The organism is Microbacterium sp. P5_B6, from assembly GCF_056400345.1.
Map to the genome: position 1 here is coordinate 75,399 of NZ_JBFULL010000006.1, position 20,185 is coordinate 95,583.

A 20,185-nucleotide genomic window follows, 5' to 3' on the forward strand; every position below is an offset into this window, starting at 1 on the left:
CCCACCGCGGGGGGTGAGCGCTCACTCCGATCCCGGGTTCGTGATCCCCAATGCGTGGGATGCCGGATCTGCGCGCATCCTGCAGCAGGTCGGCTTTCCGGCGATCGCCACCACGAGTGCCGGGATCGCCTGGTCGTGCGGCGTTCCGGACGGCGAGGCGCTGAGCCTCGACATGATGCTGGAGCGGGTCGCCGCCATCGTGGCGGCCGCCGGGGTCCCGGTGAGCGCCGATCTCGAAGCGGGGTACGGCGAGAGCCCGGAGGCGGTCGGGCGCACCGTCGCACGAGCCGCCGGACTCGGCGTCGCCGGAGGCAACATCGAAGACGCCGTGCGCGGCATCCTGCTCGACATCGACACGGCGGCGGACCGGCTCGCGGCCGCCCGCTCCGCCGCCCCGGCAGGCACTTTCGTCCTGAACGCCCGCACCGATGCGTACTTCACCCGCACGACGGAGGACCCGTTCAGAGCGACGATCGACCGGGCGGTCCGCTATGTCGAGGCAGGCGCGGACTGCATCTTCGTGCCGGGTGTGAATGACGCAGAGACCATCCGCCGCCTGGCGGCAGAGATCCCCGCCCCGCTCAACATCGTCGCGGGGCTCGCTCCGACCATCATCGATGCGCCGACGCTTCTGTCGCTCGGGGTGCGGCGGGTGAGTCTGGGCGGCAGCATCGCCCGGGCGGCGCTGACGGCGATAGATCGAGCAGGACGCGAACTGCTGGACTCCGGCACCCTCGGATTCCTCGATGGCGCCATCGGCTATGCCGACATGCAGCGGCGATTCGACATCGGGGTCCCCGCGCCGGACGGGGACTAAGAGCCGTCGGGTCGCAGCTTCTTGGGGAGTCCGGCGATGACGAGCTCGTACGAGGTGTCGATCGCCTCGAGCAGCTCGTCATCGGGAATCCCGCCGGTCGTGCGAAGCACGTTCCATCCCGATCGACCGATGTAGGGCGACGCCTTCGCATCGTCCGGATACCGGATGAGCCACTCGTCGGCTTCATCGCGTGTCCTGGCCGCCTTGACGCCGATCGTCGCAGGAGTGCCGAAGAAGACGAAGATCTTGCCGCGCTCGACGGGCCCCACCTTGAAGACCAGCTCACCCTCCCAGGGCTGGTCCTCCCACGCTCCCGGCTTCGCCGCGCAGTAGGCGTGGAGCTCGTCGGGGGTCACGCGAACAGTATGCCGCCACCCCCACGGACGCACGAGGTGCAGGGTCCATCCTTGTTGGACGACGATCCGGCGCCGCGAGGGCCCCGCGGGCAAGCCGGTGTCATGATGAGCGGTAGATCTTCTTCTCGCCAGGAGGCACCAGTGACCCTTTCCGCCGCAGCTTTTCCGACGCTTCGTGCGGCCGCCGTGCTGTCCGTCGCCCTTCTCGCCGGCGGACTCGCGGGCTGCTCCGTCGAGATCAGTGACGTCGATCGGGCGCAGGCGCAGGTGAATTCCAAAGAGAAGGCGGTCGCCGACGCCCAGTCCGAGCTGACAACCGCGTCAGACGACTTCTGCCAGGCGAGCGAGGCCTACATCAGAGCCCTCGATCGCTATGGCGACGTGCTGAACGACACCGCGCCCACGGTCGGCGACGTCCGGGTCGCCGGCGCGGATCTCGCGGAGCCGAGCCAAGACGCCATGGACAGCGCCGAGGCCGCCGTTCATGCCCAGGATGACCTCACTGCGGCTGAGCAGGACCTCGCCGACGCCCGCACGAAGCTCGCCCAAGCGCAGGCGGACGCCTCCGGGACCGCCGCCGAACCCGTCCCCGACCCCACGACTGCCGCACCGCTGGCCCCCGCGGCCTCCGTCGAGCGCGTGACGCAGGCGGAGTCGGAGTTCACTTCGACTCAGGATGCCGTCACCGAAGACACCCCGTTGACCGACGCCTCCGAGCTGTTCAACAGCGCCGCGGTCGCACTCGAGATGGCATGGCTTCGCCTGTTCGCGGATGCCGGGTGCCTCACCGACGACCAGCAGGTGCAGGCCGTCGCGGCGGTGAGCGCCTACACGATGGCGCTGCAGCAGGATCTCGCCGACACGGGTCACTACGCCGGCGCCGTCGACGGGATCTACGGGCCCGCGACCGTCGCGGCAGTCGAAGACGTGCAGAAGGCGAACGGGCTCCCTGTGACGGGGACCGTCGACAAGGCTACGGCCGCTGCTCTCCAGGCCGAGCTGCTGGCGCTCGGCGGGGCTGCGGCGCAGGAGTCTTTGGCCACCACCGCCGCGATCCAGCAGACCCTGAAGCTCGCCGGGTTCTGGGACGGTCCGGTCGATGGCGCGTGGACGCCGGAGCTGACCGAGGCGGTCAAGGCATTCCAGGTCGAGCTGGGTGTGGAGCCGACCGGAAACGTCGATGCGGCCACCATCGCCGCCTTCCAGCAGGGGCTGCTGGAGCTCAAGCAGCCCGAACCCGAGCCCGAGCCCTCGACCGAACCCTCGAGCGAGCCTGAGGAATCCCCGACTCCGTAGCGGCGACGACCTCACTGCGCCGGCCTACGCTCGCCGCCGCAGGCCTCGTCGTGCGACCCCTGTCACACACCTGGTGCGTCCGCACAAGCCCCTAGGGCGCGCGGCGAAAGCGCATAGCGTGTCAGGAAGCTTCCCGAGGAGCGCTTCCTATGAGTACGCCTACAACCCTCATCGCGGACCGCTACCGGCTCGTCAAGATGCTGGGCAGCGGTGGCATGGGTGTCGTCTGGCATGCGTGGGACGAGCGTCTGCATCGTCCGGTGGCGCTCAAGATGCTGCGTTCCCAGCCCGAGGTGGATGAGTCGGAGCGCGGGGTGTCGACCGAGCGCGCCATGCGCGAGGCGCGCATCACCGCGGGGCTGCACCACCCGCACGCCGTCACGGTCTTCGATGTGATCGAGCACGAGGGTCGGCCCTGCATCGTCATGCAGCTCATCGACTCGACTCCCCTGTCGGCGCTGCTCAAGGAGCACGGTCCGATGACGCCCTCGCAGGCCGCACGGATCGGCGGCGAGGTGGCCTCGGCCCTGGCCGCCGCGCACAAGCTGCGAATCGTCCACCGCGACGTCAAGCCGGGGAACATCCTGATCACGGCGGACGGCTCGGCGCTCATCAGCGACTTCGGGATCTCGCATGCCCTCGGCGATACGACGATCACGGCAACCGGACTGATCCACGGCACCCCGGCATACCTCGCTCCCGAAGTCGCCAAGGGCCTCCCGACGAGCTTCGCGTCGGATGTCTTCTCCCTCGGCTCGACGATGTACACGATGCTCGAGGGCACTCCCCCGTTCGGAACAGACAGCAATGCCATCTCGCTCCTCCACAAAGTGGCGCGGGGCGGCTACACGCCGCCGCGAAGAGCGGGCCCGCTGGCTCCGCTGCTCAAGCAGATGCTCGCGACCAACCCGAAGCGACGGCCGACCATGCCCGCGGTCGCGGAGGCCCTGGCGTCGTGGCAGCGCGATGCGGGTCATGCCGCCGTCTTCCCCGACGGCGTGGCGATCCTCACCGCGATGCTCCGCGACGATCAGCCCGGGTCGGACTTCACCGGCGCCACAACCGAGGCTCTCATCGACGTCCCACCGCCGCGGCCGCCGCTGCCCCCGCCGCCGCCACAGGTCACCACTCCTGCCTCCGAGGCGGCCGCGGCGGGGACTGCCGCTGTCGCCGCTCCTTCCGCGGAGGCCGCCGCCGACGCGGCCGCTGCGGGCGCTGCCGCTGTCGCCGCTCCTCTGGCCGAAGCTGACGCCGCGAGTGCGAGCGTCGGTGCCGGCGCTCCCGAGCTCGTCGATGAACCCCCGCCTTCCCCTGAGACGCCGGATGCCGCGGCGGAGCCGGCAGATGAGGCCGCCGATGAGACCAGGGAGAACGCGACTGGATCGGTCACCGTAGCCGCTGCCGCCGCGGCGACCGCCGCGACCGCGCCCACGATCCCCGCCGATCAGCCGACCCGCTTCGAGCCGCAGACGGGCGAGACCGAGCGTCTTGCCCCGGCGGCCGTCGTCTCCCAGACCGCAGAGACAGTGCCGGTGTCGTCGGGACCTCCACGCGCATCCTCCGCTCCCCCCGCACCGCCCACCGCGCCGGCGCCGGCGCAGGCTCCGGGCAGCGCGCCCGAGCGCCGCCGGCGCACGGGCCTGATCGCCGGCATCCTGGTGCTGGTCGGAGCACTCGTGCTGGGCGCCGCCGCCTTCTTCAACCCCTGGCGCTCCCCCGTCGATGACGCGGCGTCCTCGAGTCCGCCTCCCGTCGCAGCCACCAGCGAGGCCACGCAGTCCGCAGAGCCGGAGTCCGACGCCGAGCCCGCGCCGCCCGCGCCGAGCGAGTCGGCACCCGCGCCCGTCGAGACGCCGGCGCAACCGCAACCGGAGCCGCCGCCGCCGGCGCCGGTGACCTCCGAGCAGCGGGTCGCCGACACGATCTCCACCTACTATGCGATGCTTCCCGGCGACCTCGACGCAGCGTGGCCCTACATGACAGCGGACTACCAGGAGAACCACGCCGGCGGGCGAGGGGGATACGAGGCCTTCTGGTCGAACGTGGCCTCACTCGAGATCGCCGATGTCAGCGCCACGGCGCCCGACCGGGGGCAGGCCACGCTCACCTATCACTTCAGAGATGGACGTGTCGTGCAGGAGGTCACGAGCTACCGACTGGTCGACGAGGGCGGCGTGCTCAAGATCGCCGAGACGGACGTCCTCAGCAGCGTTCGGCTGTGACGCAGCGGACTCCGCACCCGCCTAGCGCCCTGACCACCCCACTTCAAGCCCCGTGCCCGCCGGGGGCGCGGGCGCTTACAGTCGCCCATGCTCAAGCGAGAACCCGTGCCTTCATCCGCTCCCGCGCGCGCCGTTCCGGGTGAGGTCGAGGTCGAGCCGGCCATCATCCCCGGTGACCAGTCCGTCATGTTCCTGCTCGAGGGCTATGGCTTCGGCCGCCGGCGCTTCGCCCGCGAGGGCACCGATGCTGTCCGCACCCGTCTGATGGGGCGCCGCGTCACGATCCTCCGCGGGCTGGATGCGGCCGAGTTCTTCTACGGCGGCGAGCGCTTCACCCGCACCGGCGCGATGCCGCCATCCGTCGTGCACTCGCTGCAGGATGTCGGGAGCGTGCAGACCCTGGACGGCGAGTCGCACCGCGCACGCAAGGGACTGTTCCTCCACGTCCTCGATGAGCCCTCGCGTGCCGCCCTCGCCGCGGAGTTCACCCGCGCGTGGAAGCGTGCCTGGCCCACATGGGCCTCGACGGGCAGGGTCCCGCTTCTCGATGCCTCGGCGCGCGTCCTCACCGAAGCAGCTCTCCGCTGGATCGGAGCATCCGTCGACGCCCGCGAACTGGACCGGCGCACCCGCGAGTTCCGGGCCATGATCGACGGAGCCGGATCATTCGGCCCGCGCAATTGGCGGGGACGGATGCTGCGCCTCCGCACCGAGCGCTGGGCGCGGGCGCTCATCCACGACGAGCGCGCCCTCCCGCACGCCGGAGCGGATTCGCCCCTGGCCCGCATCGCGCACCACCGGGACCGGGGTGCGCTGCTGGACGAGCGCACAGCCGCGATCGAGCTGCTCAATGTGCTGCGTCCGACCGTCGCGATCTCGCACTTCATCGCCTTCGCCGGCCTCGCCCTTCACCTCCATCCCGAATGGCGGGAGCGGCTGGCGGGCGATGACGCCCTGCTGCTGCCCTTCTCGCAGGAGGTGCGCCGCACCGCGCCGTTCTTCCCGGTGATCGCTGGAGTGTCGACGGGCGCACACGCCTGGCGGGGCGTCGCGTTCCAGCCCGGCGACTGGGTGATGGTCGACCTGTTCGCCACCAACCGCGACCCCCGCCGCTGGCCCGACGCCGAGACCTTCGATCCCGAGCGCTTCGCGTCTCGCGCAGCGGATGTTCCGATCGTGCCGCAGGGCGCCGGGCCCATGCCCACCAGCCACCGATGCCCGGGTGAGCCGGCGACCGTCGACCTGCTCGTCGTGGCGACGCGGATGCTCGCTCGCTCAGAGTGGACGGTCCCCCATCAGGATCTCCACGTTGACCTGCGCCGGCTTCCCGCGCGTCCCGGCAGGAGGGGCTTCCTCATCACGCCGAGAGGCTGACGGTCCGCCGTCTGCCCGCCCACACTCGGCACCACCGCTTCGGCGGGAACTCGTGCGGCCAATGCAGGAAGACTGTGCGGAATCCCCGGGCGACCCGGAGCCGGAACGACGACAGGCTCCGCATCGGGCGGAACGAGACCGCCATCGGCAGATCCCGCGAGAAGCGGATGCGGTGTCGCTCGCCGAGGTGGAAGGCAAGATCGAGGTCGTCGTGGATATCGGATCGATCGCGATGCACGCCGTGCGCGGCATCCGTCCACGCCTCCCGGCGCATTCCGAAGTTCGACCCGAAGAGCGGAACGTGCCCGAGCGCGCTCCCCGCCACCGCGAAGTACCCGCCCAAGTACATCCACGCGAGCACCCGCCGTGCGGCGCGGGGTCCGTCCGCGAATTCGGCACCGCCCGTAATGGCATCGGCATCCGGATGCCGGGCGAAGGCGTCCCGCATCCGCTCGATCCATTCGCGACCGGGGATGCAGTCCGCGTCGAGCCGCAGGATGACGTCTCCGGTGGCGCTGTCGTACCCCCGCGCACTGGCAGCGGGGATGCCGGGCGTGGTGCACGGCACAACCTCGGCACCGGCCGCGCGGGCGACGAGAGCGCTCGAGTCGCGCGAGCCGTTGTCGACCACGACGATCTGATCGGGGCGCACCGTCTGCTCCCGCAGCGCTCTCAGGCACCGCGCGAGGCCGGGAGCGTCATCCTTCACCGGGATGACGACCGAGATCGTGCCGGGCCGTGCGGTCACATCACGGAGGACAGGCCCGCACTCGCGCGATGGCCGCGCACGGGACGCCACGTGGAGCGGCGCGGCCTGCGCCGGGGTTCCCACGAGTTGATCCACGCGACGACGCCTGCGAGTCCCGCAGATCGCCAGTCGCCGGGGTTCGTGTAGCGGTCGGGTGCCATCTCATTCCCCTCGTCCTCGGAATCGTGAGAGTTCAGCATCACCCACCGCCCGCGGCGGGTGGTGGGGCTTGCATTTACGGGGAGGCGGGTGATACGGGCGCTCCGAGCGTTCGGAGTGGACGCTGCGCCAGTCTCGTGGGGCGCCGTCCGCCGCTCTCCTTCAGGATGAGGGAAGGTGTTCTCGCGCAGGCTCTGGCACCGCCCGACTGTGCACTGCCAGACTGTGCCCATGAGCGTGATCGAGAACTCCAAACTCACTGTCGTCGGCGCTGGAGCAGTCGGATCGAGCGTGGCCTATGCAGCCCTCATCCGCGGATCAGCCCGACACGTGGCCCTGTACGACATCGCGACCGAGAAGGTCGAAGCCGAGGTCCTCGACCTCTCCCACGGCACCCAGTTCACCGGAACCAGCGACATCATCGGCGGCAGCGACATCTCTGTGGCCGAGGGGTCGCATGTGGTGGTGATCACCGCGGGTGCGAAGCAGAGGCCCGGGCAGTCGCGCATCGAGCTCGCCGGGGTCAATGCCGGCATCCTCCGATCGATGGGCCAGCAGCTGCGCGAAGTCGCGCCGGACGCGATCTTCGTCATCGTGACGAATCCCTGCGACGTCCTGACGGTCCTCGCGCAGGAGTCGACCGGGCTGCCGCCGGAGCGGATCTTCGCCTCCGGCACGGTGCTCGACACCTCACGGCTGCGCTGGCTGCTCGCCCGCCGGGCGGGCGTGTCGACATCGAGCGTGCATGCCTACATCGTGGGCGAGCACGGCGACACCGAGTTCCCGCTCTGGTCGACCGCGACCATCGGAAACGTCCCGATCCTCGATTGGGAGCCCATCGGTCAGCCCCGCATGACGGTGGATGAGCTGGACCAGATCGCCGTGGACGTCCGGGATGCCGCGTACAAAGTCATTCAGGGCAAGGGTGCGACAAACTACGCGATCGGCCTGTCGTCCGCGCGCATCGTGGAGGCGATCCTGAATGACGAGCACGCCGTCATGCCGGTCTCCACGGTGCTGAACGATTTCCAGGGGATCAGCGGGGTCGCTCTGTCGGTGCCCTCGATCGTGAGCGCCTCCGGCGCCGTTCCCATCCCCGAGACGCGGTTCTCCCCGAACGAGCTCGGCCTGCTGAGCAAATCGGCGGATGCGCTGCGAGAGGTCGCCACGTCGCTTCGAGAGTGACCGCGCTTCCCACGAGGTGACGGGGGGCCGCGCGACGAGCCGCGGCGCCGGGTGAGCTGACCGTGTGTGGGCGCGCCACGACGGGGCGCCGGGATGTCGCAGCCCGGGGTTAGCCTGAGTCCGTGCCAGCCCGCCGTCCCACCACCGCCCCCTACCGGTGCACCGAGTGCGGATGGACGGCCAGCAAGTGGGTCGGCCGCTGCGGCGAGTGCCAGCAGTGGGGCACCGTCGTCGAGGCGGCCGAGCAGACCGGCATCCTCCGCTCGGTGTCACCCATCGCACCCTCCGCCGAGCGCGCCGCCCGGCCCATCACCCACCTGACCACCAGCGAGGCGCCGCGCCGCACCACGGGTGTCGGCGAGTTCGACCGAGTCCTCGGCGGCGGCATCGTGCCGGGCGCTGCGATCCTCCTCTCCGGAGAGCCCGGCGTCGGCAAGTCGACGCTGCTGCTCGAGGTCGCCGCCCAGTCCGCCCGCGCCGGACGACGCGTCCTCTACGCCTCGGCAGAGGAGTCCACCGCGCAGGTGCGCCTTCGCGCCGAGCGCACAGGGGCGCTTCACGACGATCTCTATCTCGCGGCCGAAGTCGATCTCGCCACGATCCTGGGGCATGTCGACGAGGTGCGTCCTGAGCTGCTGATCGTCGACTCGGTGCAGACGGTGTCGTCTGCGATGTCCGACGGAATGGCCGGGCATCCGTCGCAGGTGCGGGAGGTCGCGGCGACGCTCATCCGCATCGCCAAGGACCGCGGGCTGCCCGTCATCATCGTCGGCCACGTCACGAAGGACGGATCCATCGCCGGTCCCCGCATCCTCGAGCACCTGGTCGATGTGGTGTGCCACTTCGAAGGCGACCGGCAGACGTCGCTGCGGTTCGTCCGGGCACTCAAGAACCGGTTCGGGCCGACAGACGAAGTCGGCTGCTTCGACATGACCGGCGCCGGCATCGCCGAGGTCTCCGACCCCAGCGCGCTCTTCCTCGGTCACGGTGCACCCGTCGCCGGCACCTGTGTGACCATCGCCCTCGAGGGCCGGCGGGCACTGCCCGTCGAGGTGCAGGCGCTGACGATCAAGAACGGCGGACCCAACCCCCGCCGCATCGTGAGCGGTGTCGATTCCGCGCGCGTGGCGATGATCCTCGCGGTGCTCGAACGGCGCGCAGGCGTGACGGTGTCGGATCAGGACGTGTACGTGTCGACGGTCGGCGGCGTGCGGCTGATCGAGCCGGCCGCAGACCTCGCGATCGCCGTCGCTGTGGCGAGTGCCGTCCGCGACAAGGCGCTTCCTCGCGGCACCGCAGCGATCGGCGAGCTGAGCCTTGCGGGCGAGGTCCGGCCGGTGACCCAGGGCGCGCAGCGCCGGGCCGAGGCGGCTCGGCTGGGATATCGATCGGTCGTCGACTCCTCGTCGCAGTCGCTCGCCAACGCGCTGCGCGACCTCACGACCCGCGGGCGCGCGGCGCCCGGCCAAGACATTCCGGACTTCTGACGCGTCAGGCGTCGAGCGCCTTGATCACGTCATCCGGCGTCGCCTGCATGGGGTGCGGCCCTGCGATGTCGAAGAAGACGGTCGTGATGGTGTTCCCGTGCGTCCCGAGAAATGCGCGCAGCGCGCCCGGCGACTGCAGCGCGACGGCGGGCGGCAGCGCGGCCGGCTTGTGCCTCGCATCGCTGAACAGCAGCAGAGCGACATCGCCGGTGTTCGGGTCGCGATAGGTCCACACTTCACCGACGTCCAGCGGGTTGTCGCGGTGTCCCGGCTTCATGAGCGGTACGACCGTCGGCCCGTGCCGCAGTGCGAACGCGACCGCGGCCATGTCCTGCGTCTGCAGCGCGTCGCCGAGCGCCGTGTTGCGGAACTCCAGCGGCTCCTTCTTCTTCGCACGCTTCTTGCCGGCCATCCCTCCAGCGTAAAGGCCCGCGCTGGGGGCACTCGCCGTCGCGTCCGCCGCGCTCCTGCACTGCGCGCGCCTCCCTCGAGACCACCGACTCCGCGCCAGTCCACCGACCTGTGCGCGCCATTCCGGGTGGATTCGCGCGATGTGGGTGGTTTCGCTCAACGGAAGCGGCTCTCAGCCGAGGAACCCCCGCAGCAGTGCCTCGGACCCGGCCACGTGCTCGAGCACCGCGGCCTCCGCGGCATCCGCTCGCCCGGCGAGGATCGCCGACACGATGCGCTCGTGCTGCTCGTTGGAGTGCTCGATGTTGCGCGGCAGCAGCGGGAAGGTGTCGAGCCATGCGTTCACGCGGGCTCTGTTCTCGGCGACGAGGGCCACGAGCGACGGGATGCCGGCAACCTCCGCCACGGTCAGGTGCAGCAGCGTGTCGAGCCGGCGGTAGTCGCTCTCGCCGGACGCGACGGCATCCTCGTGCCGAGCCCACAGGTCGGCACGGACCTCCGGGCTGAGGGTCCGCTCGGCCGCTGCCCGAGCCGCCCCCGCCTCGAGCACGCGCCGGAGGCCCAGGACGTCCTCGAGCTCTTCCATCGGCACGGAGGCGAGGTCGGAGGGGATGGGCAGGGGGTCGGCGACGAAGGTGCCGCCGTACCGGCCCCGGCGGGGGACGAGATACCCTGCGTCGGCGAGCTCCCGGATGGCCTCGCGCACCGTGTCACGGCTGACGGCGTACCGGACGGCGAGCTCACGCTCCGCCGGAAGCGACTCCCCGGGGGCGACGACGCCGAGGCGGATCGTCTGCACCAGGCGTGCCACGGTGTCCTCGAGCGCGTTCCCCTCGCGCACCGGCCGATACACCGCTCGGCGCACCTCCTGCAGCGGCGACTCACCCATGGGTGAGCCCCGTGCCCCCCGGACTCAGGCGCGGAAAGCGCGCCGATCCGCGGCGCGCCGTGCGCGGCATCCGCTCTTCGTCTCGAGCCATGTCATCAATCTAGAGCGGGGTGACGTACGCGTTGGTGATGCCGCCGTCGACGACGAACGCCGTGGCGGTGATGAAGGATGCATCGTCCGAGGCGAGGAACGCCACCGACGCCGCGAGCTCCTCCGGTTCGGCGAAGCGCCCCATCGGCACGTGGATGAGGCGGCGCTGCGCGCGCTCGGGATCCTTGGCGAAGAGCTCCTGCAGCAGGGGCGTGTTGACCGGCCCCGGGCAGAGGGCGTTGACGCGGACGCCCTGTCGTGCGAACTGCACGCCGAGCTCTCGGGTCATCGCGAGCACGCCCCCCTTCGAGGCGGTGTAGGAGATCTGCGAGGTCGCCGAGCCGAGCAGCGCGACGAACGATGCGGTGTTGATGATCGAGCCCTTGCCCGCCGGCACCATGTGCCGCAGCGCCGCACGCGAGCACAGGTACACCGACTTGAGGTTGACGTCCTGCACCCGGTCCCACGCCGGAAGCTCGGTCGTCTCGATCGAGTCGTCATCCGCGGGCGAGATGCCGGCGTTGTTGAACGCGATGTCGAGCCGCCCGAACTCCTCGGCCACCCCGTCGAAGAGGGCGTTGACGAGGGCTTCGTCTGCGACGTCGACACGACGGAAGACGCCTCCGACCTCGGATGCCGCTGCCTCGCCCGTGGCGGGGTCGACGTCGGCGATCACGACCCTGGCACCCTCTGCCGCGAACCGTCGAGCGGTGGCCAGTCCGATGCCGGACGCACCGCCGGTGATGACCGCGACGCGGTCCTTGAGTCGCTGAGTCAGGTCCATGGACGGGTGGTTCCTCTCTGGTGCATGTGCCGATTTCTGCAGCCTGAGGCAGGCGCAGGCTGAAGGAATCGGGACACGGTGCGGTGATCGTCGGACATCGGGTCAGGCATCCGTCGCGAAGAAGACGTTCTTCGTCTGGGTGAAGTGCTCGGCGGCATCCGGACCCAGCTCGCGGCCGAGCCCGGAGGCCTTCATGCCCCCGAACGGCGTCCAGTAGCGAACCGAGGAGTGGGAGTTGACCGACAGCACGCCGCTCTTGACCCCGCGCGCGACGCGGACCGCGCGGCCGAGGTTCTCGGTCCACAGCGACCCCGCGAGACCGTAGATCGTGTCGTTGGCGAGACGGATCGCATCGGCCTCGTCGTCGAACGGCAGCACCGCGACCACGGGGCCGAAGACCTCCTCCTTCGCGATGCGGTCTGCAGGTTGCGCGAGGACCACCGTGGGTGCCATCCAGAAGCCGTCACCCGACGGTGCCGATCCGCGGAAAGCGATGTCGGCACCGTCGAGGAATCCCTCGACAGTGGAGCGGTGGGATGCCGAGATCAGCGGCCCCATCTGGGTCGTCTCGAGGGTGGGATCGCCGACGCGCCACGCCCGGACGGCGGGCTCCAGCAGTTCGAGGAAGCGGTCGTACACCGACCGCTGCACCAGGATGCGGCTTCGGGCGCAGCAGTCCTGGCCGGCGTTGTCGAACACTGCGCCGGGCGCCGCGGCAGCCGCCTTCTCGAGGTCGGCGTCGGCGAACACGATGTTCGCGCTCTTGCCGCCGAGTTCGAGGGTGACCGGCTTGAGCCCCCGCGCGCATCCTGCGGCGACCTCGACGCCGACCTCGGTCGAGCCGGTGAACACGACCTTCCGGACGTCGGGATGCGAGACGAAGCGCTGGCCGACCACGGAGCCCGAACCGGTCACGACGGCGAACAGCCCCTCGGGCAGGCCGGCCTCGACGGCGAGCTCGCCCAGCCGGATCGCAGTGAGCGGCGTCAGCTCAGCGGGCTTCAGCACGACGGCGTTGCCTGCGGCGAGCGCCGGCGCGAAGCCCCACGATGCGATCGTCATCGGGAAGTTCCACGGGACGATGATGCCCACGACACCGTACGGCTCGTGGAACGTCACGTCGAGGCCGCCGCCGCCGACCGGGATCTGCTGGCCGCTCAGCCGCTCGGGCGCTCCCGCGGAGAAGTTGAGCACCTGGGCGACGTGTGACGCCTCCCACCGCGCGGATTCGATGGGGTGCCCAGAATTCAGCACCTCGAGCTGCGCCAGTTCTTCGATGTGATCCTCGACGACGCGCGCGAAGCGGCGCAGGGCGTCGGCGCGCGCGCCCGGCGCGATCGCCGCCCACGCACGCTGAATGTGCGCGGCGCGGGCGATGACCGCGTCGACGTCCTCCACGGAGGCTCGCTCGACGTCGCGAAATGCCTGCCCCGTGGCCGGATTGACCAGCGTGAAGCTCATGACAGGTTGCCCTTCCCGGTCTCGGACGACGAGTGCGTGCGCTTCGTCCCGGCGTACTGTGCGGCTTCTCCGACGAGTCCGGCGAACAGCCGCTTGTCTTCGATGTTCTCCTCGGGATGCCATTGCACGGCGAGGAGATATCCCTCGCCGTCCGATTCGAACGCCTGCACCAGGCCGTCGTCGGTCGCGGCAGTCACGACGAGGCCTTCTCCGAGGGCGTCGACCCCCTGGTGGTGGTAGCTGTGCACCCCGAGCGGTCCCGCACCGACATGCCCCGCGAGCCGGGAGTGGGGCGCGACCTCCACCGTGTTCGTCGCGTAGACCCCGCCGCCGATGCGATACCGCTCGGTGCCGAGCGCTTCGGGCAGGTGCTGGTGCAGCGTCCCGCCCCTCGCCACGTTCACGAGCTGAAGCCCTCGGCAGATCGCGAGGACCGGCATCCGTCGTTCCTCCGCACCTCGAAAGAGAGCAAGCTCCCACTCGTCGCGATCGGCGCGTGGGGGGTCGGTGAGCGGATGCCGCTCCTGCCCGTACAGCTCCGGCTGCACATCGAGGCCGCCCGTCAGGATGAGTCCGTCGAGGCCATCCAGCACGGCGGCCGCGGCATCCGGAGCAGGCTGCGGCGGCAGCAGCACCACCGTGCCGCCGGCGGCGGCGACAGAGGTGAGGTACTGCTCGGGGAGAAATGCCGCCCGGACGTCCCACACCCCCTGCGTGGCGCGCTCAAGATAGGTCGTCAGGCCGATGACGGGGCGGGGCCCGTGGTCCTTGGATTGAGTAGCGCCCGCAGGCCGCGTATCGAAATCAGAGTCGTTCGAAGCCACGCACGCGCTCCCAATCCGTCACCGCGGCGTCATACGCCTCCACCTCGATGCGCGCCTGATTGAGATAGTGCTCGACCATCTCGTCGCCGAAGGCGCTCCGAGCGATCGCGGAGTCCTCGAACAGCTGAGCGGCATCGCGCAGCGTTGTCGGAAGGTGATCCACTCCGGACGTGTAGGCATTGCCGGCGAGCGGCGCCGGCAGCGCCAGTTCGTGCTCGATGCCGTGCAGCCCGCCGGCGATGATCGCTGCAATCCCCAGGTAGGGGTTGACGTCGCCGCCGGGCACGCGGTTCTCCACACGCAGCGACGAGCCGCGGCCGACGACTCGCAGCGCGCATGTGCGATTGTCGACGCCCCAGGCGACGCCCGTGGGCGCGAATGATCCCTTCGCGTACCTCTTGTAGGAATTGATCGTCGGCGCGTACAGCAGGGTGAACTCGCGCAGAGTGGCGAGGATGCCGGCGATCCAGTGCTCCATCAGCGGACTGAAGCCGTGCTCCCCGTCACCGGCCATCACCGCTCCCCCGGATTCGTCGCGCACCGACAGGTGGATGTGACAGCTGTTGCCCTCGCGCTCGTTGTACTTGGCCATGAAGGTGATGGCCTTGCCGTGCCTGTCGGCGATGCTCTTGGCGCCGTTCTTGTAGATCGTGTGCTGATCCGCCGTCACGAGCACTTCGTCGTAGCGGAACGCGATCTCCTGCTGGCCGAGGTTGCACTCTCCCTTGACGCCCTCGGTGTAGAGCCCGGCCCCGTCCATCGAGAGCCGGATGTCGCGCAGCAGCGGCTCCAGCCGACCCGAGGCGAGGATGTCGTAGTCCACGTTGTAATCGGTCGACGGAGCCAGGTCGCGGTAGCCCTTGGCCCAGGCATCCCGATACGTCTCGTCGAAGACGATGAACTCGAGCTCCGTCCCCGAGTAGGCGACGAGCCCACGCTCGGCGAGGCGCGCCTGCTGGGCCTTGAGGATCTCGCGCGGGGACTGCACGACGGGCTCTCCGCCTTCCCAGGCGAGGTCCGCCATCACGAGCGCCGTGCCCGGAAGCCATGGGATCCTGCGGAGGGTCGAGGGGTCCGGAATGAGGAGCATGTCGCCGTACCCGGTCTCCCAGCTCGACATCGCATAGCCGTCGACCGTGTTCATGTCGACGTCCACCGAGAGGAGGTAGTTGCACGCCTCAGCGGCATGCGGCAGCACCTCTTCACGGAAGAACCGCGACGAGACGCGCTTGCCCACGAGCCGACCCTGGGCATCGGCGAACGCGACGATCACCGTGTCGATGTCACCGCCGGCTATCGCGGCTTCCAGTTCGTCAACGCTGAGGTTTCCCGGCATCCGTCATCCTCCCGATGCGCCCGCCCTCTGGCGGCGCTGGTCCACCCTAACGAGAAATCTCATCGTAAAGGTAGACACAGCCAACCATTAGCCGCCACAATCTTGCGCATGGCGCACCCCCCGCGCCGCACCCGACGCGCACGGAGGACACATGGCCCAGTCGAGCAGTGATTCGCGAAAGGTCGCGGGCGCGACCTATACGAGAGCCGGCAAGGACTACTTCGAGAAACGCGGACTCACCCGCTCCGCCGGAGTCTGGGGGCTCTGGGGCCTGGCCGTGGCCGCGGTCATCTCCGGCGACTTCTCGGGATGGAACTTCGGCATCGAGTTCGCCGGCTTCGGGGGGATGCTGATCGCCTTCGCGATCCTCGTGCTGATGTACTACGGCATGATCTTCTCGATCGGCGAGATGGCGGCGGCCATGCCGCACACCGGAGGCGCGTACTCGTTCGCGCGATCGGCGATGGGACCGTGGGGCGGTCTCGTCACGGGCGCCGCGGAGACGATCGAATACGTGGCCACCACCGCCGTGATCGTGTACTTCTCCGCGTCCTATGCCGACGCGATCACGAGCGAGCTGCTGGGGATCTCGCTCCCGGGCTGGGTGTGGTGGGTGATCCTGTACGCCGTCTTCATCGCCCTGAACGCGGCGGGCGCGAACATCTCGTTCAAGTTCGCCATCGTCGTCTCCATCATCTCGATCGGCATCATCCTCGTGTTCTCCGCGATCGCGATCTTCTCGGGCGCCTTCTCGTGGGATGCCCTGTGGGACATCGTCCCGGATGACGGCCAGACGGCCTTCCTGCCGCACGGTGTGCTGCCGATCCTGTTCGCACTGCCCTTCGCCATGTGGTTCTTCCTCGGGATCGAAGAGCTCCCGCTCGCGGCCGAAGAGTCGCACGATCCCGTTCGCGACATCCCGCGTGCAGGATTCTGGGCACGCGGCACCCTCATCGTGACCGGCCTGCTCGTGCTGTTCCTCAACACGGGAGTGCTCGGCGCCGACGCCACCGGGGTCGCCGCCGAGCCCCTCCTCGACGGGTTCCGCGCGATCGTCGGTGATGGCGCGGCCGCCGTGCTCGCCCTGTTCGCACTCGTCGGCCTCCTGGCCTCTCTCCAGGGGATCATGTTCGCCTACGGGCGCAACATGTACTCCCTCTCACGAGCCGGCTACTACCCGCGCTTCCTCTCCCTGACCGGCACGCGCAAGACCCCCTGGGTCGCGCTCGTGGTCGGAGCCGTGATCGGCTTCCTCTCGCTGGTCGCCCTCGACACCATCGCGTCGCTCAACGAGAACGCCGGCGTCGTGGCCGGCGCCATCGTGCTCAACATCGCGGTGTGGGGCGCGGTCCTGGCCTATCTGCTCCAGATGGTGTCGTTCATCATTCTGCGCAGGAAGTTCCCGAACGCCGAGCGCCCGTACCGCAGCCCGTGGGGCATTCCCGGTGCCGTCATCGCAGCGGCCATCTCGGCGCTCATCTTCGTCGGCTTCCTGCTGAATCCGACGTTCGGTCCCGCCATCATCGCGATCGCCGTGGTCTACGCGATCATCCTCATCGGCTTCGCGCTGTTCTACCGCCACCGCCTGGTGCTCTCGCCCGAGGAGGAATACGCGCTGTCGGGGGGCTCGCACGGCGATCCCCAGGCAGAGGGCTACGACGCGATGGAGGGCGAGGTGTTCGACGGCACGAAGTAGCCGGCTCGGGGGTGAGCGGGCCGGGTTGCCGGGGGCGATCCCGCCCTTCACGGAGGTAAGCGGGGCCGGGTCGCCGGGGGGCGATCCCGCCCTTCACGCAGGTAAGCGGGGCCGGGTCGCCGGGGGGCGATCCCGCCCTTCGCCGCGGTCAAGCCGCGCCGCGCCCCTCGTCCCGCCACTCCACCCACCTCGCACGAGTCCACCCACCTCGGCGCGCCATTCCGGGTGGATTCGCGCGGAACGGGTGGTTTCGCGACGCGAACCGGTTCAGTAGAGGAGGATCTGCTTTGAAGCGACCGCGGGAACGCCGCCGATCTCGACCGTCACGTGGTACGAGGCGCCGCCGCCCGGAGCGACCGGCCGGTTGGCCGTGTCGCACGTCGACACCGAGGAGCGGGTGCGATCCCAGACGACCGGCGTCGCGCTCGAGACCGTCTGACCCGCGGCGAGGGTGGCGATCATGTCGCTGGGCTCGCTCTGGCAGTCCGTCGAACGCCACCAGACGTCGTCGCCGCTCGTGACCGCGAACACCTGAGTGGTCGTGCCGACGTTGAGCGTGCAGTCGATGTCGCCTTGATTGGTGAGGCGGATCGACAGCTGGGGGTTCTGGCCGGCGGCATAGGTGTCGGCATCCGACAGCGCCTCCACGAGGACCGCGCTCGCGACACAGGGCTTCGCCGCTGCGGCGGCGGCCGTGCCAGACGGAGTCGGCGTCGCGGCCTCCGTCGCCGTCGGCGTCGCGCTGGGGGTCGGCGTGCGTGTGGCGGTTGACGTGGGTGTCAAGCTGACGGATGCTGTCGGCTTCGGGCTCGACTCCGTGTCAGGTCCCCGGGCGAAACTCCGCCAGGGCTGAGCGATGAGCAGCCACGCCACCCCTGCCCCGATGGCGAGGATCGCCAGCAGCGCGACGAGCCGCCGGCGGCGGTACACCGCGGCGGACGGTCGGCGCTTGCGCGTCGGGGCTCGGGTCATGCATCAAGGCTAAGCGCGCCACCTGAATGCGCACCCCCGCAACGCCCCGTCAGAGCTGTTTGAGCATCCGGGTGTTGCCCAGCGTGTTGGGCTTCACGTGCGCGAGGTCGAGGAACTCCGCCACGCCCTCGTCAGGCGAGCGGATGAGCTGGGAGTAGACGTCAGGATCGACGACCTGCTCGCCGATGGGCGAGAAGCCGCGCCGCGTGAAGAAGTCCACCTCGAAGGTGAGGCAGAACAGCCGCGTCAACCCGAGGGTGCGAGCACTGACCTCGAGCGCCTCCACGATCCCGCGCCCGACCCCGTGGTGCAGCCACTCGTCGAGCACGATGAGGGTGCGCACCTCACCGAGATCCTCCCAGATGACGTGGAGCGCGCCGCAGCCGATGATCCGGCCCTGCTCGTCCTCGGCGACGATGAACTGCTGCACGGATTCGTACAGCACGACGATGTCCTTGCCCAGCAGGATCCGCCGCTGCACGAACGGCTCGAGCATCTCCCAGATCGGGCGTACGTCGGCCGTGCGTGCGGGGCGGACGTGGAAGCTCACGCCGTCCAGCGTATAGCGGGCCTTCCGTCCCGATGAGCCGGGACGCGCACGCCTGACGTGCAGACCCCCGCTACTTGCGGCGCTTGCCCTTCGCGTGCGAAGTCGTGTCGGTCGGGGTCTGGATGATCGCCGTCGACGAGCATGTGGAGGTGAACGACCAGGTGAGCTGCGAAGAGGYGGGCGAGGTTCCCTGCAAGGACCATCCCAGGCTGTAGCTGGAAGCGCCGGGGGCCGTGTAGACCATGGCGGTCGTCGCTGGGACGTCGGTGAAGTACATGTCGAAGAGGCCGTACACCGCCGAGAACGCGATCCTGTCGGCGCTCGTCGCTCCTGAGACAGTCGCTGTGACCTTGTCGCCCCCGTTGAGGAGCACCTCCGTCGAGTAGCTCGGTGCGGTCACCTTCAGACCATTCAAGGACCCGCAGGTGACGGCGGTCGTCGCTGCTGTCGCCGGCGGGGCGGCGATGCCCATCGCCAGCACCAGTCCCGCGGCCGCGCCGATGAGGCCGAGTTTTCTCGCGCGTTTGTACATACTGTTCCTCACTGTCGCAGTCGGGGGTGGTCGGGGCTCACTCTCGGCTGCACCGAGGTACAGCTCGTACCATCTGTATCGCATGTCGACGGCGTCAACACACCTGGGCTGCCTTCGGTTCACTGCCGAACCGCGGAAAACCGCCTGATCAGAGGCACAACATGAGAGAACTCTCACGCTGGCCGCGCTCCATCGCGCCCGACGAAGAGCGGATGCCGCAGCACCCGCTCTTCGTCTTGAGGGGCCCGTGCAGCGCCGCAGATGATCTGTCCTACGCGTTTGCGACGAGATCCGGCGTCGGGCCTGAGACCAATTCACTCACCGGTCACGCCGTGAGTCGGCGACCCATGTAGACGGCGGACGCGTCCCGCGTGAGCTCGACGAAACCGAGGCGGCCGTAGAAGCGGATGGCACCCACGTTGTCGACCCCGACGGCCAGGTGGATCCCCGGGATCGCCTGTCGGGCGAGATCCGTGAAGAGGTCGCGGATGAGCCTGCTTCCGAGCCCCCGGCCCTGCAGCCGCTCGAACAGATCGATGTGCAGGTGGGCGGGGAAGTCCGCGACGACGGACTCGGGTGCGATCTCCGGCGTGTGCAGGAGCTCCACGATCTCCTGATCTGCGGGTGACCGCGGGATGTGGAGCGGATGGTCGACGCGCAGGCCCGGCAGCCAGTGCTGCTCGACCCAGGCCTCGTGCGACCGGGTGTCGGGGGCGCAGAGGAGATAGCCCCCGACGCCGTCGTCATCGACGACGACGACGGCACGGGCGCCGGGGGCGACGAGATACGGTCCTGCGTACACGTGGCCGAGCAGCTCGGGAGACCGCGGCCTATTGTCGGGCGGTTCCGTCTCGTGGCAGATGCGGTAGACGGCGGGGAGGTCATCGAGTCGAGCGGCGCGTGTGAGCACGTCGACACGATAGCCGAACGAGCCGGAGCATCTTCGCCTCGCGACCACTTGTCGAGAAGTGGTCTAGTCCGCTCCGGCGCACGAGC

Annotated in this window: 20 protein-coding genes; 7 read left to right on the top strand and 13 right to left on the bottom strand. The window is 69.7% G+C overall.

Annotated features, from left to right (window positions below; genetic code table 11):
• Positions 1 to 13 precede the first annotated feature (13 nt).
• Positions 14 to 817, top strand: a complete 804-nt coding sequence (locus tag AC1DP3_RS09750; RefSeq protein ID WP_477292969.1) for an isocitrate lyase/PEP mutase family protein — start codon at positions 14 to 16, stop codon at positions 815 to 817.
• On the opposite strand, the gene AC1DP3_RS09755 is transcribed toward AC1DP3_RS09750, so the two are convergent.
• Positions 814 to 1,173: an MmcQ/YjbR family DNA-binding protein gene (locus AC1DP3_RS09755; protein ID WP_477292970.1), complete on the bottom strand. Its 360-nt coding sequence runs from the start codon at positions 1,171 to 1,173 to the stop codon at positions 814 to 816. The two genes, AC1DP3_RS09750 and AC1DP3_RS09755, sit on opposite strands and share 4 nt — an antisense overlap.
• Positions 1,174 to 1,314: 141 nt before the next feature.
• Here AC1DP3_RS09755 and AC1DP3_RS09760 point away from each other — a divergent pair, with 141 nt between their 5' ends.
• The 3 genes from AC1DP3_RS09760 (at position 1,315) to AC1DP3_RS09770 (ending at position 6,065) form a co-directional block, all read left to right on the top strand.
• Positions 1,315 to 2,469, top strand: a complete 1,155-nt coding sequence (locus tag AC1DP3_RS09760; protein WP_477292971.1) for a peptidoglycan-binding domain-containing protein — start codon at positions 1,315 to 1,317, stop codon at positions 2,467 to 2,469.
• A 149-nt stretch (positions 2,470 to 2,618) separates the two neighbouring features.
• Positions 2,619 to 4,691 (top strand): serine/threonine-protein kinase, encoded by a 2,073-nt coding sequence (locus tag AC1DP3_RS09765; RefSeq protein WP_477292972.1) that lies wholly within the window; start codon positions 2,619 to 2,621, stop codon positions 4,689 to 4,691.
• Positions 4,692 to 4,778: 87 nt separating this feature from the next.
• Positions 4,779 to 6,065 carry a cytochrome P450 gene (locus AC1DP3_RS09770; RefSeq protein ID WP_477292973.1) on the top strand — a complete coding sequence of 429 codons (1,287 nt, stop codon included), beginning with the start codon at positions 4,779 to 4,781 and terminating at the stop codon, positions 6,063 to 6,065.
• On the opposite strand, the gene AC1DP3_RS09775 is transcribed toward AC1DP3_RS09770, so the two are convergent.
• Complete coding sequence (locus tag AC1DP3_RS09775; protein WP_477292974.1) at positions 6,049 to 6,813, bottom strand: glycosyltransferase family A protein; 765 nt, start codon at positions 6,811 to 6,813, stop codon at positions 6,049 to 6,051. The two genes, AC1DP3_RS09770 and AC1DP3_RS09775, sit on opposite strands and share 17 nt — an antisense overlap.
• A complete protein-coding gene (locus tag AC1DP3_RS09780) occupies positions 6,810 to 6,974 on the bottom strand; it encodes a hypothetical protein (protein ID WP_477292975.1) in 165 nt (54 codons plus the stop codon). The genes AC1DP3_RS09775 and AC1DP3_RS09780 overlap by 4 nt, the downstream gene beginning before the upstream one ends.
• A 229-nt stretch (positions 6,975 to 7,203) precedes the next feature.
• Between AC1DP3_RS09780 and AC1DP3_RS09785 the strand changes: the two genes are divergently transcribed.
• On the top strand, positions 7,204 to 8,157 hold the full coding sequence (locus tag AC1DP3_RS09785; protein ID WP_477292976.1) for an L-lactate dehydrogenase: 954 nt from the start codon (positions 7,204 to 7,206) through the stop codon (positions 8,155 to 8,157).
• A gap of 122 nt (positions 8,158 to 8,279) precedes the next feature.
• Positions 8,280 to 9,644: a DNA repair protein RadA gene (gene radA / locus AC1DP3_RS09790; RefSeq protein WP_477292977.1), complete on the top strand. Its 1,365-nt coding sequence runs from the start codon at positions 8,280 to 8,282 to the stop codon at positions 9,642 to 9,644.
• 4 nt (positions 9,645 to 9,648) lie between these two features.
• Here radA and AC1DP3_RS09795 read toward each other — a convergent pair whose 3' ends face one another.
• From AC1DP3_RS09795 to AC1DP3_RS09820, 6 genes are all read right to left on the bottom strand, one after another.
• Positions 9,649 to 10,056 (bottom strand): dehydrogenase, encoded by a 408-nt coding sequence (locus tag AC1DP3_RS09795; protein ID WP_477292978.1) that lies wholly within the window; start codon positions 10,054 to 10,056, stop codon positions 9,649 to 9,651.
• A 171-nt stretch (positions 10,057 to 10,227) separates the two neighbouring features.
• The gene (locus AC1DP3_RS09800; protein WP_477292979.1) at positions 10,228 to 10,944 is read right to left on the bottom strand and encodes a FadR/GntR family transcriptional regulator; all 717 of its coding nucleotides are present in this window, start codon (positions 10,942 to 10,944) and stop codon (positions 10,228 to 10,230) included.
• Positions 10,945 to 11,044: 100 nt separating this feature from the next.
• On the bottom strand, positions 11,045 to 11,818 hold the full coding sequence (locus tag AC1DP3_RS09805; RefSeq protein ID WP_477292980.1) for a 3-oxoacyl-ACP reductase: 774 nt from the start codon (positions 11,816 to 11,818) through the stop codon (positions 11,045 to 11,047).
• 102 nt (positions 11,819 to 11,920) lie between these two features.
• Positions 11,921 to 13,279 carry an aldehyde dehydrogenase family protein gene (locus AC1DP3_RS09810; protein WP_477292981.1) on the bottom strand — a complete coding sequence of 453 codons (1,359 nt, stop codon included), beginning with the start codon at positions 13,277 to 13,279 and terminating at the stop codon, positions 11,921 to 11,923.
• On the bottom strand, positions 13,276 to 14,103 hold the full coding sequence (locus AC1DP3_RS09815; protein WP_477292982.1) for a gamma-glutamyl-gamma-aminobutyrate hydrolase family protein: 828 nt from the start codon (positions 14,101 to 14,103) through the stop codon (positions 13,276 to 13,278). Before AC1DP3_RS09815 ends, AC1DP3_RS09810 begins: the two co-directional genes overlap by 4 nt.
• Positions 14,084 to 15,439 (bottom strand): glutamine synthetase family protein, encoded by a 1,356-nt coding sequence (locus AC1DP3_RS09820; protein ID WP_477292983.1) that lies wholly within the window; start codon positions 15,437 to 15,439, stop codon positions 14,084 to 14,086. The genes AC1DP3_RS09815 and AC1DP3_RS09820 overlap by 20 nt, the downstream gene beginning before the upstream one ends.
• A 151-nt stretch (positions 15,440 to 15,590) precedes the next feature.
• Here AC1DP3_RS09820 and AC1DP3_RS09825 point away from each other — a divergent pair, with 151 nt between their 5' ends.
• Entirely contained in the window at positions 15,591 to 17,135 is a 1,545-nt protein-coding gene (locus AC1DP3_RS09825; protein ID WP_477292984.1) for an amino acid permease, read from the top strand.
• A gap of 267 nt (positions 17,136 to 17,402) precedes the next feature.
• Here the strand turns inward: AC1DP3_RS09825 and AC1DP3_RS09830 are convergent, their stop codons facing one another.
• The 4 genes from AC1DP3_RS09830 to AC1DP3_RS09845 all read right to left on the bottom strand — a co-directional run bounded on the left by AC1DP3_RS09830 (position 17,403) and on the right by AC1DP3_RS09845 (position 20,099).
• Entirely contained in the window at positions 17,403 to 18,107 is a 705-nt protein-coding gene (locus tag AC1DP3_RS09830; protein ID WP_477292985.1) for a hypothetical protein, read from the bottom strand.
• A gap of 49 nt (positions 18,108 to 18,156) precedes the next feature.
• The gene (locus AC1DP3_RS09835; RefSeq protein WP_477292986.1) at positions 18,157 to 18,657 is read right to left on the bottom strand and encodes an amino-acid N-acetyltransferase; all 501 of its coding nucleotides are present in this window, start codon (positions 18,655 to 18,657) and stop codon (positions 18,157 to 18,159) included.
• Between the two features lie 70 nt (positions 18,658 to 18,727).
• Positions 18,728 to 19,189 (bottom strand): hypothetical protein, encoded by a 462-nt coding sequence (locus tag AC1DP3_RS09840; protein WP_477292987.1) that lies wholly within the window; start codon positions 19,187 to 19,189, stop codon positions 18,728 to 18,730.
• A gap of 325 nt (positions 19,190 to 19,514) precedes the next feature.
• Complete coding sequence (locus tag AC1DP3_RS09845) at positions 19,515 to 20,099, bottom strand: GNAT family N-acetyltransferase (protein WP_477292988.1); 585 nt, start codon at positions 20,097 to 20,099, stop codon at positions 19,515 to 19,517.
• Between the last annotated feature and the right edge of the window lie 86 nt (positions 20,100 to 20,185).

Bases quoted from the DNA above. Each gene is read 5' to 3' on its own strand.
- AC1DP3_RS09780 (WP_477292975.1), bottom strand. From the start codon at position 6,974: ATGGCACCCGACCGCTACACGAACCCCGGCGACTGGCGATCTGCGGGA.
- AC1DP3_RS09810 (WP_477292981.1), bottom strand. From the start codon at position 13,279: ATGAGCTTCACGCTGGTCAATCCGGCCACGGGGCAGGCATTTCGCGAC.
- AC1DP3_RS09805 (WP_477292980.1), bottom strand. From the start codon at position 11,818: ATGGACCTGACTCAGCGACTCAAGGACCGCGTCGCGGTCATCACCGGC.
- AC1DP3_RS09765 (WP_477292972.1), top strand. From the start codon at position 2,619: ATGAGTACGCCTACAACCCTCATCGCGGACCGCTACCGGCTCGTCAAG.
- AC1DP3_RS09800 (WP_477292979.1), bottom strand. From the start codon at position 10,944: ATGGGTGAGTCGCCGCTGCAGGAGGTGCGCCGAGCGGTGTATCGGCCG.
- AC1DP3_RS09825 (WP_477292984.1), top strand. From the start codon at position 15,591: ATGGCCCAGTCGAGCAGTGATTCGCGAAAGGTCGCGGGCGCGACCTAT.
- AC1DP3_RS09820 (WP_477292983.1), bottom strand. From the start codon at position 15,439: ATGCCGGGAAACCTCAGCGTTGACGAACTGGAAGCCGCGATAGCCGGC.
- AC1DP3_RS09830 (WP_477292985.1), bottom strand. From the start codon at position 18,107: ATGACCCGAGCCCCGACGCGCAAGCGCCGACCGTCCGCCGCGGTGTAC.
- AC1DP3_RS09795 (WP_477292978.1), bottom strand. From the start codon at position 10,056: ATGGCCGGCAAGAAGCGTGCGAAGAAGAAGGAGCCGCTGGAGTTCCGC.
- AC1DP3_RS09785 (WP_477292976.1), top strand. From the start codon at position 7,204: ATGAGCGTGATCGAGAACTCCAAACTCACTGTCGTCGGCGCTGGAGCA.
- AC1DP3_RS09770 (WP_477292973.1), top strand. From the start codon at position 4,779: ATGCTCAAGCGAGAACCCGTGCCTTCATCCGCTCCCGCGCGCGCCGTT.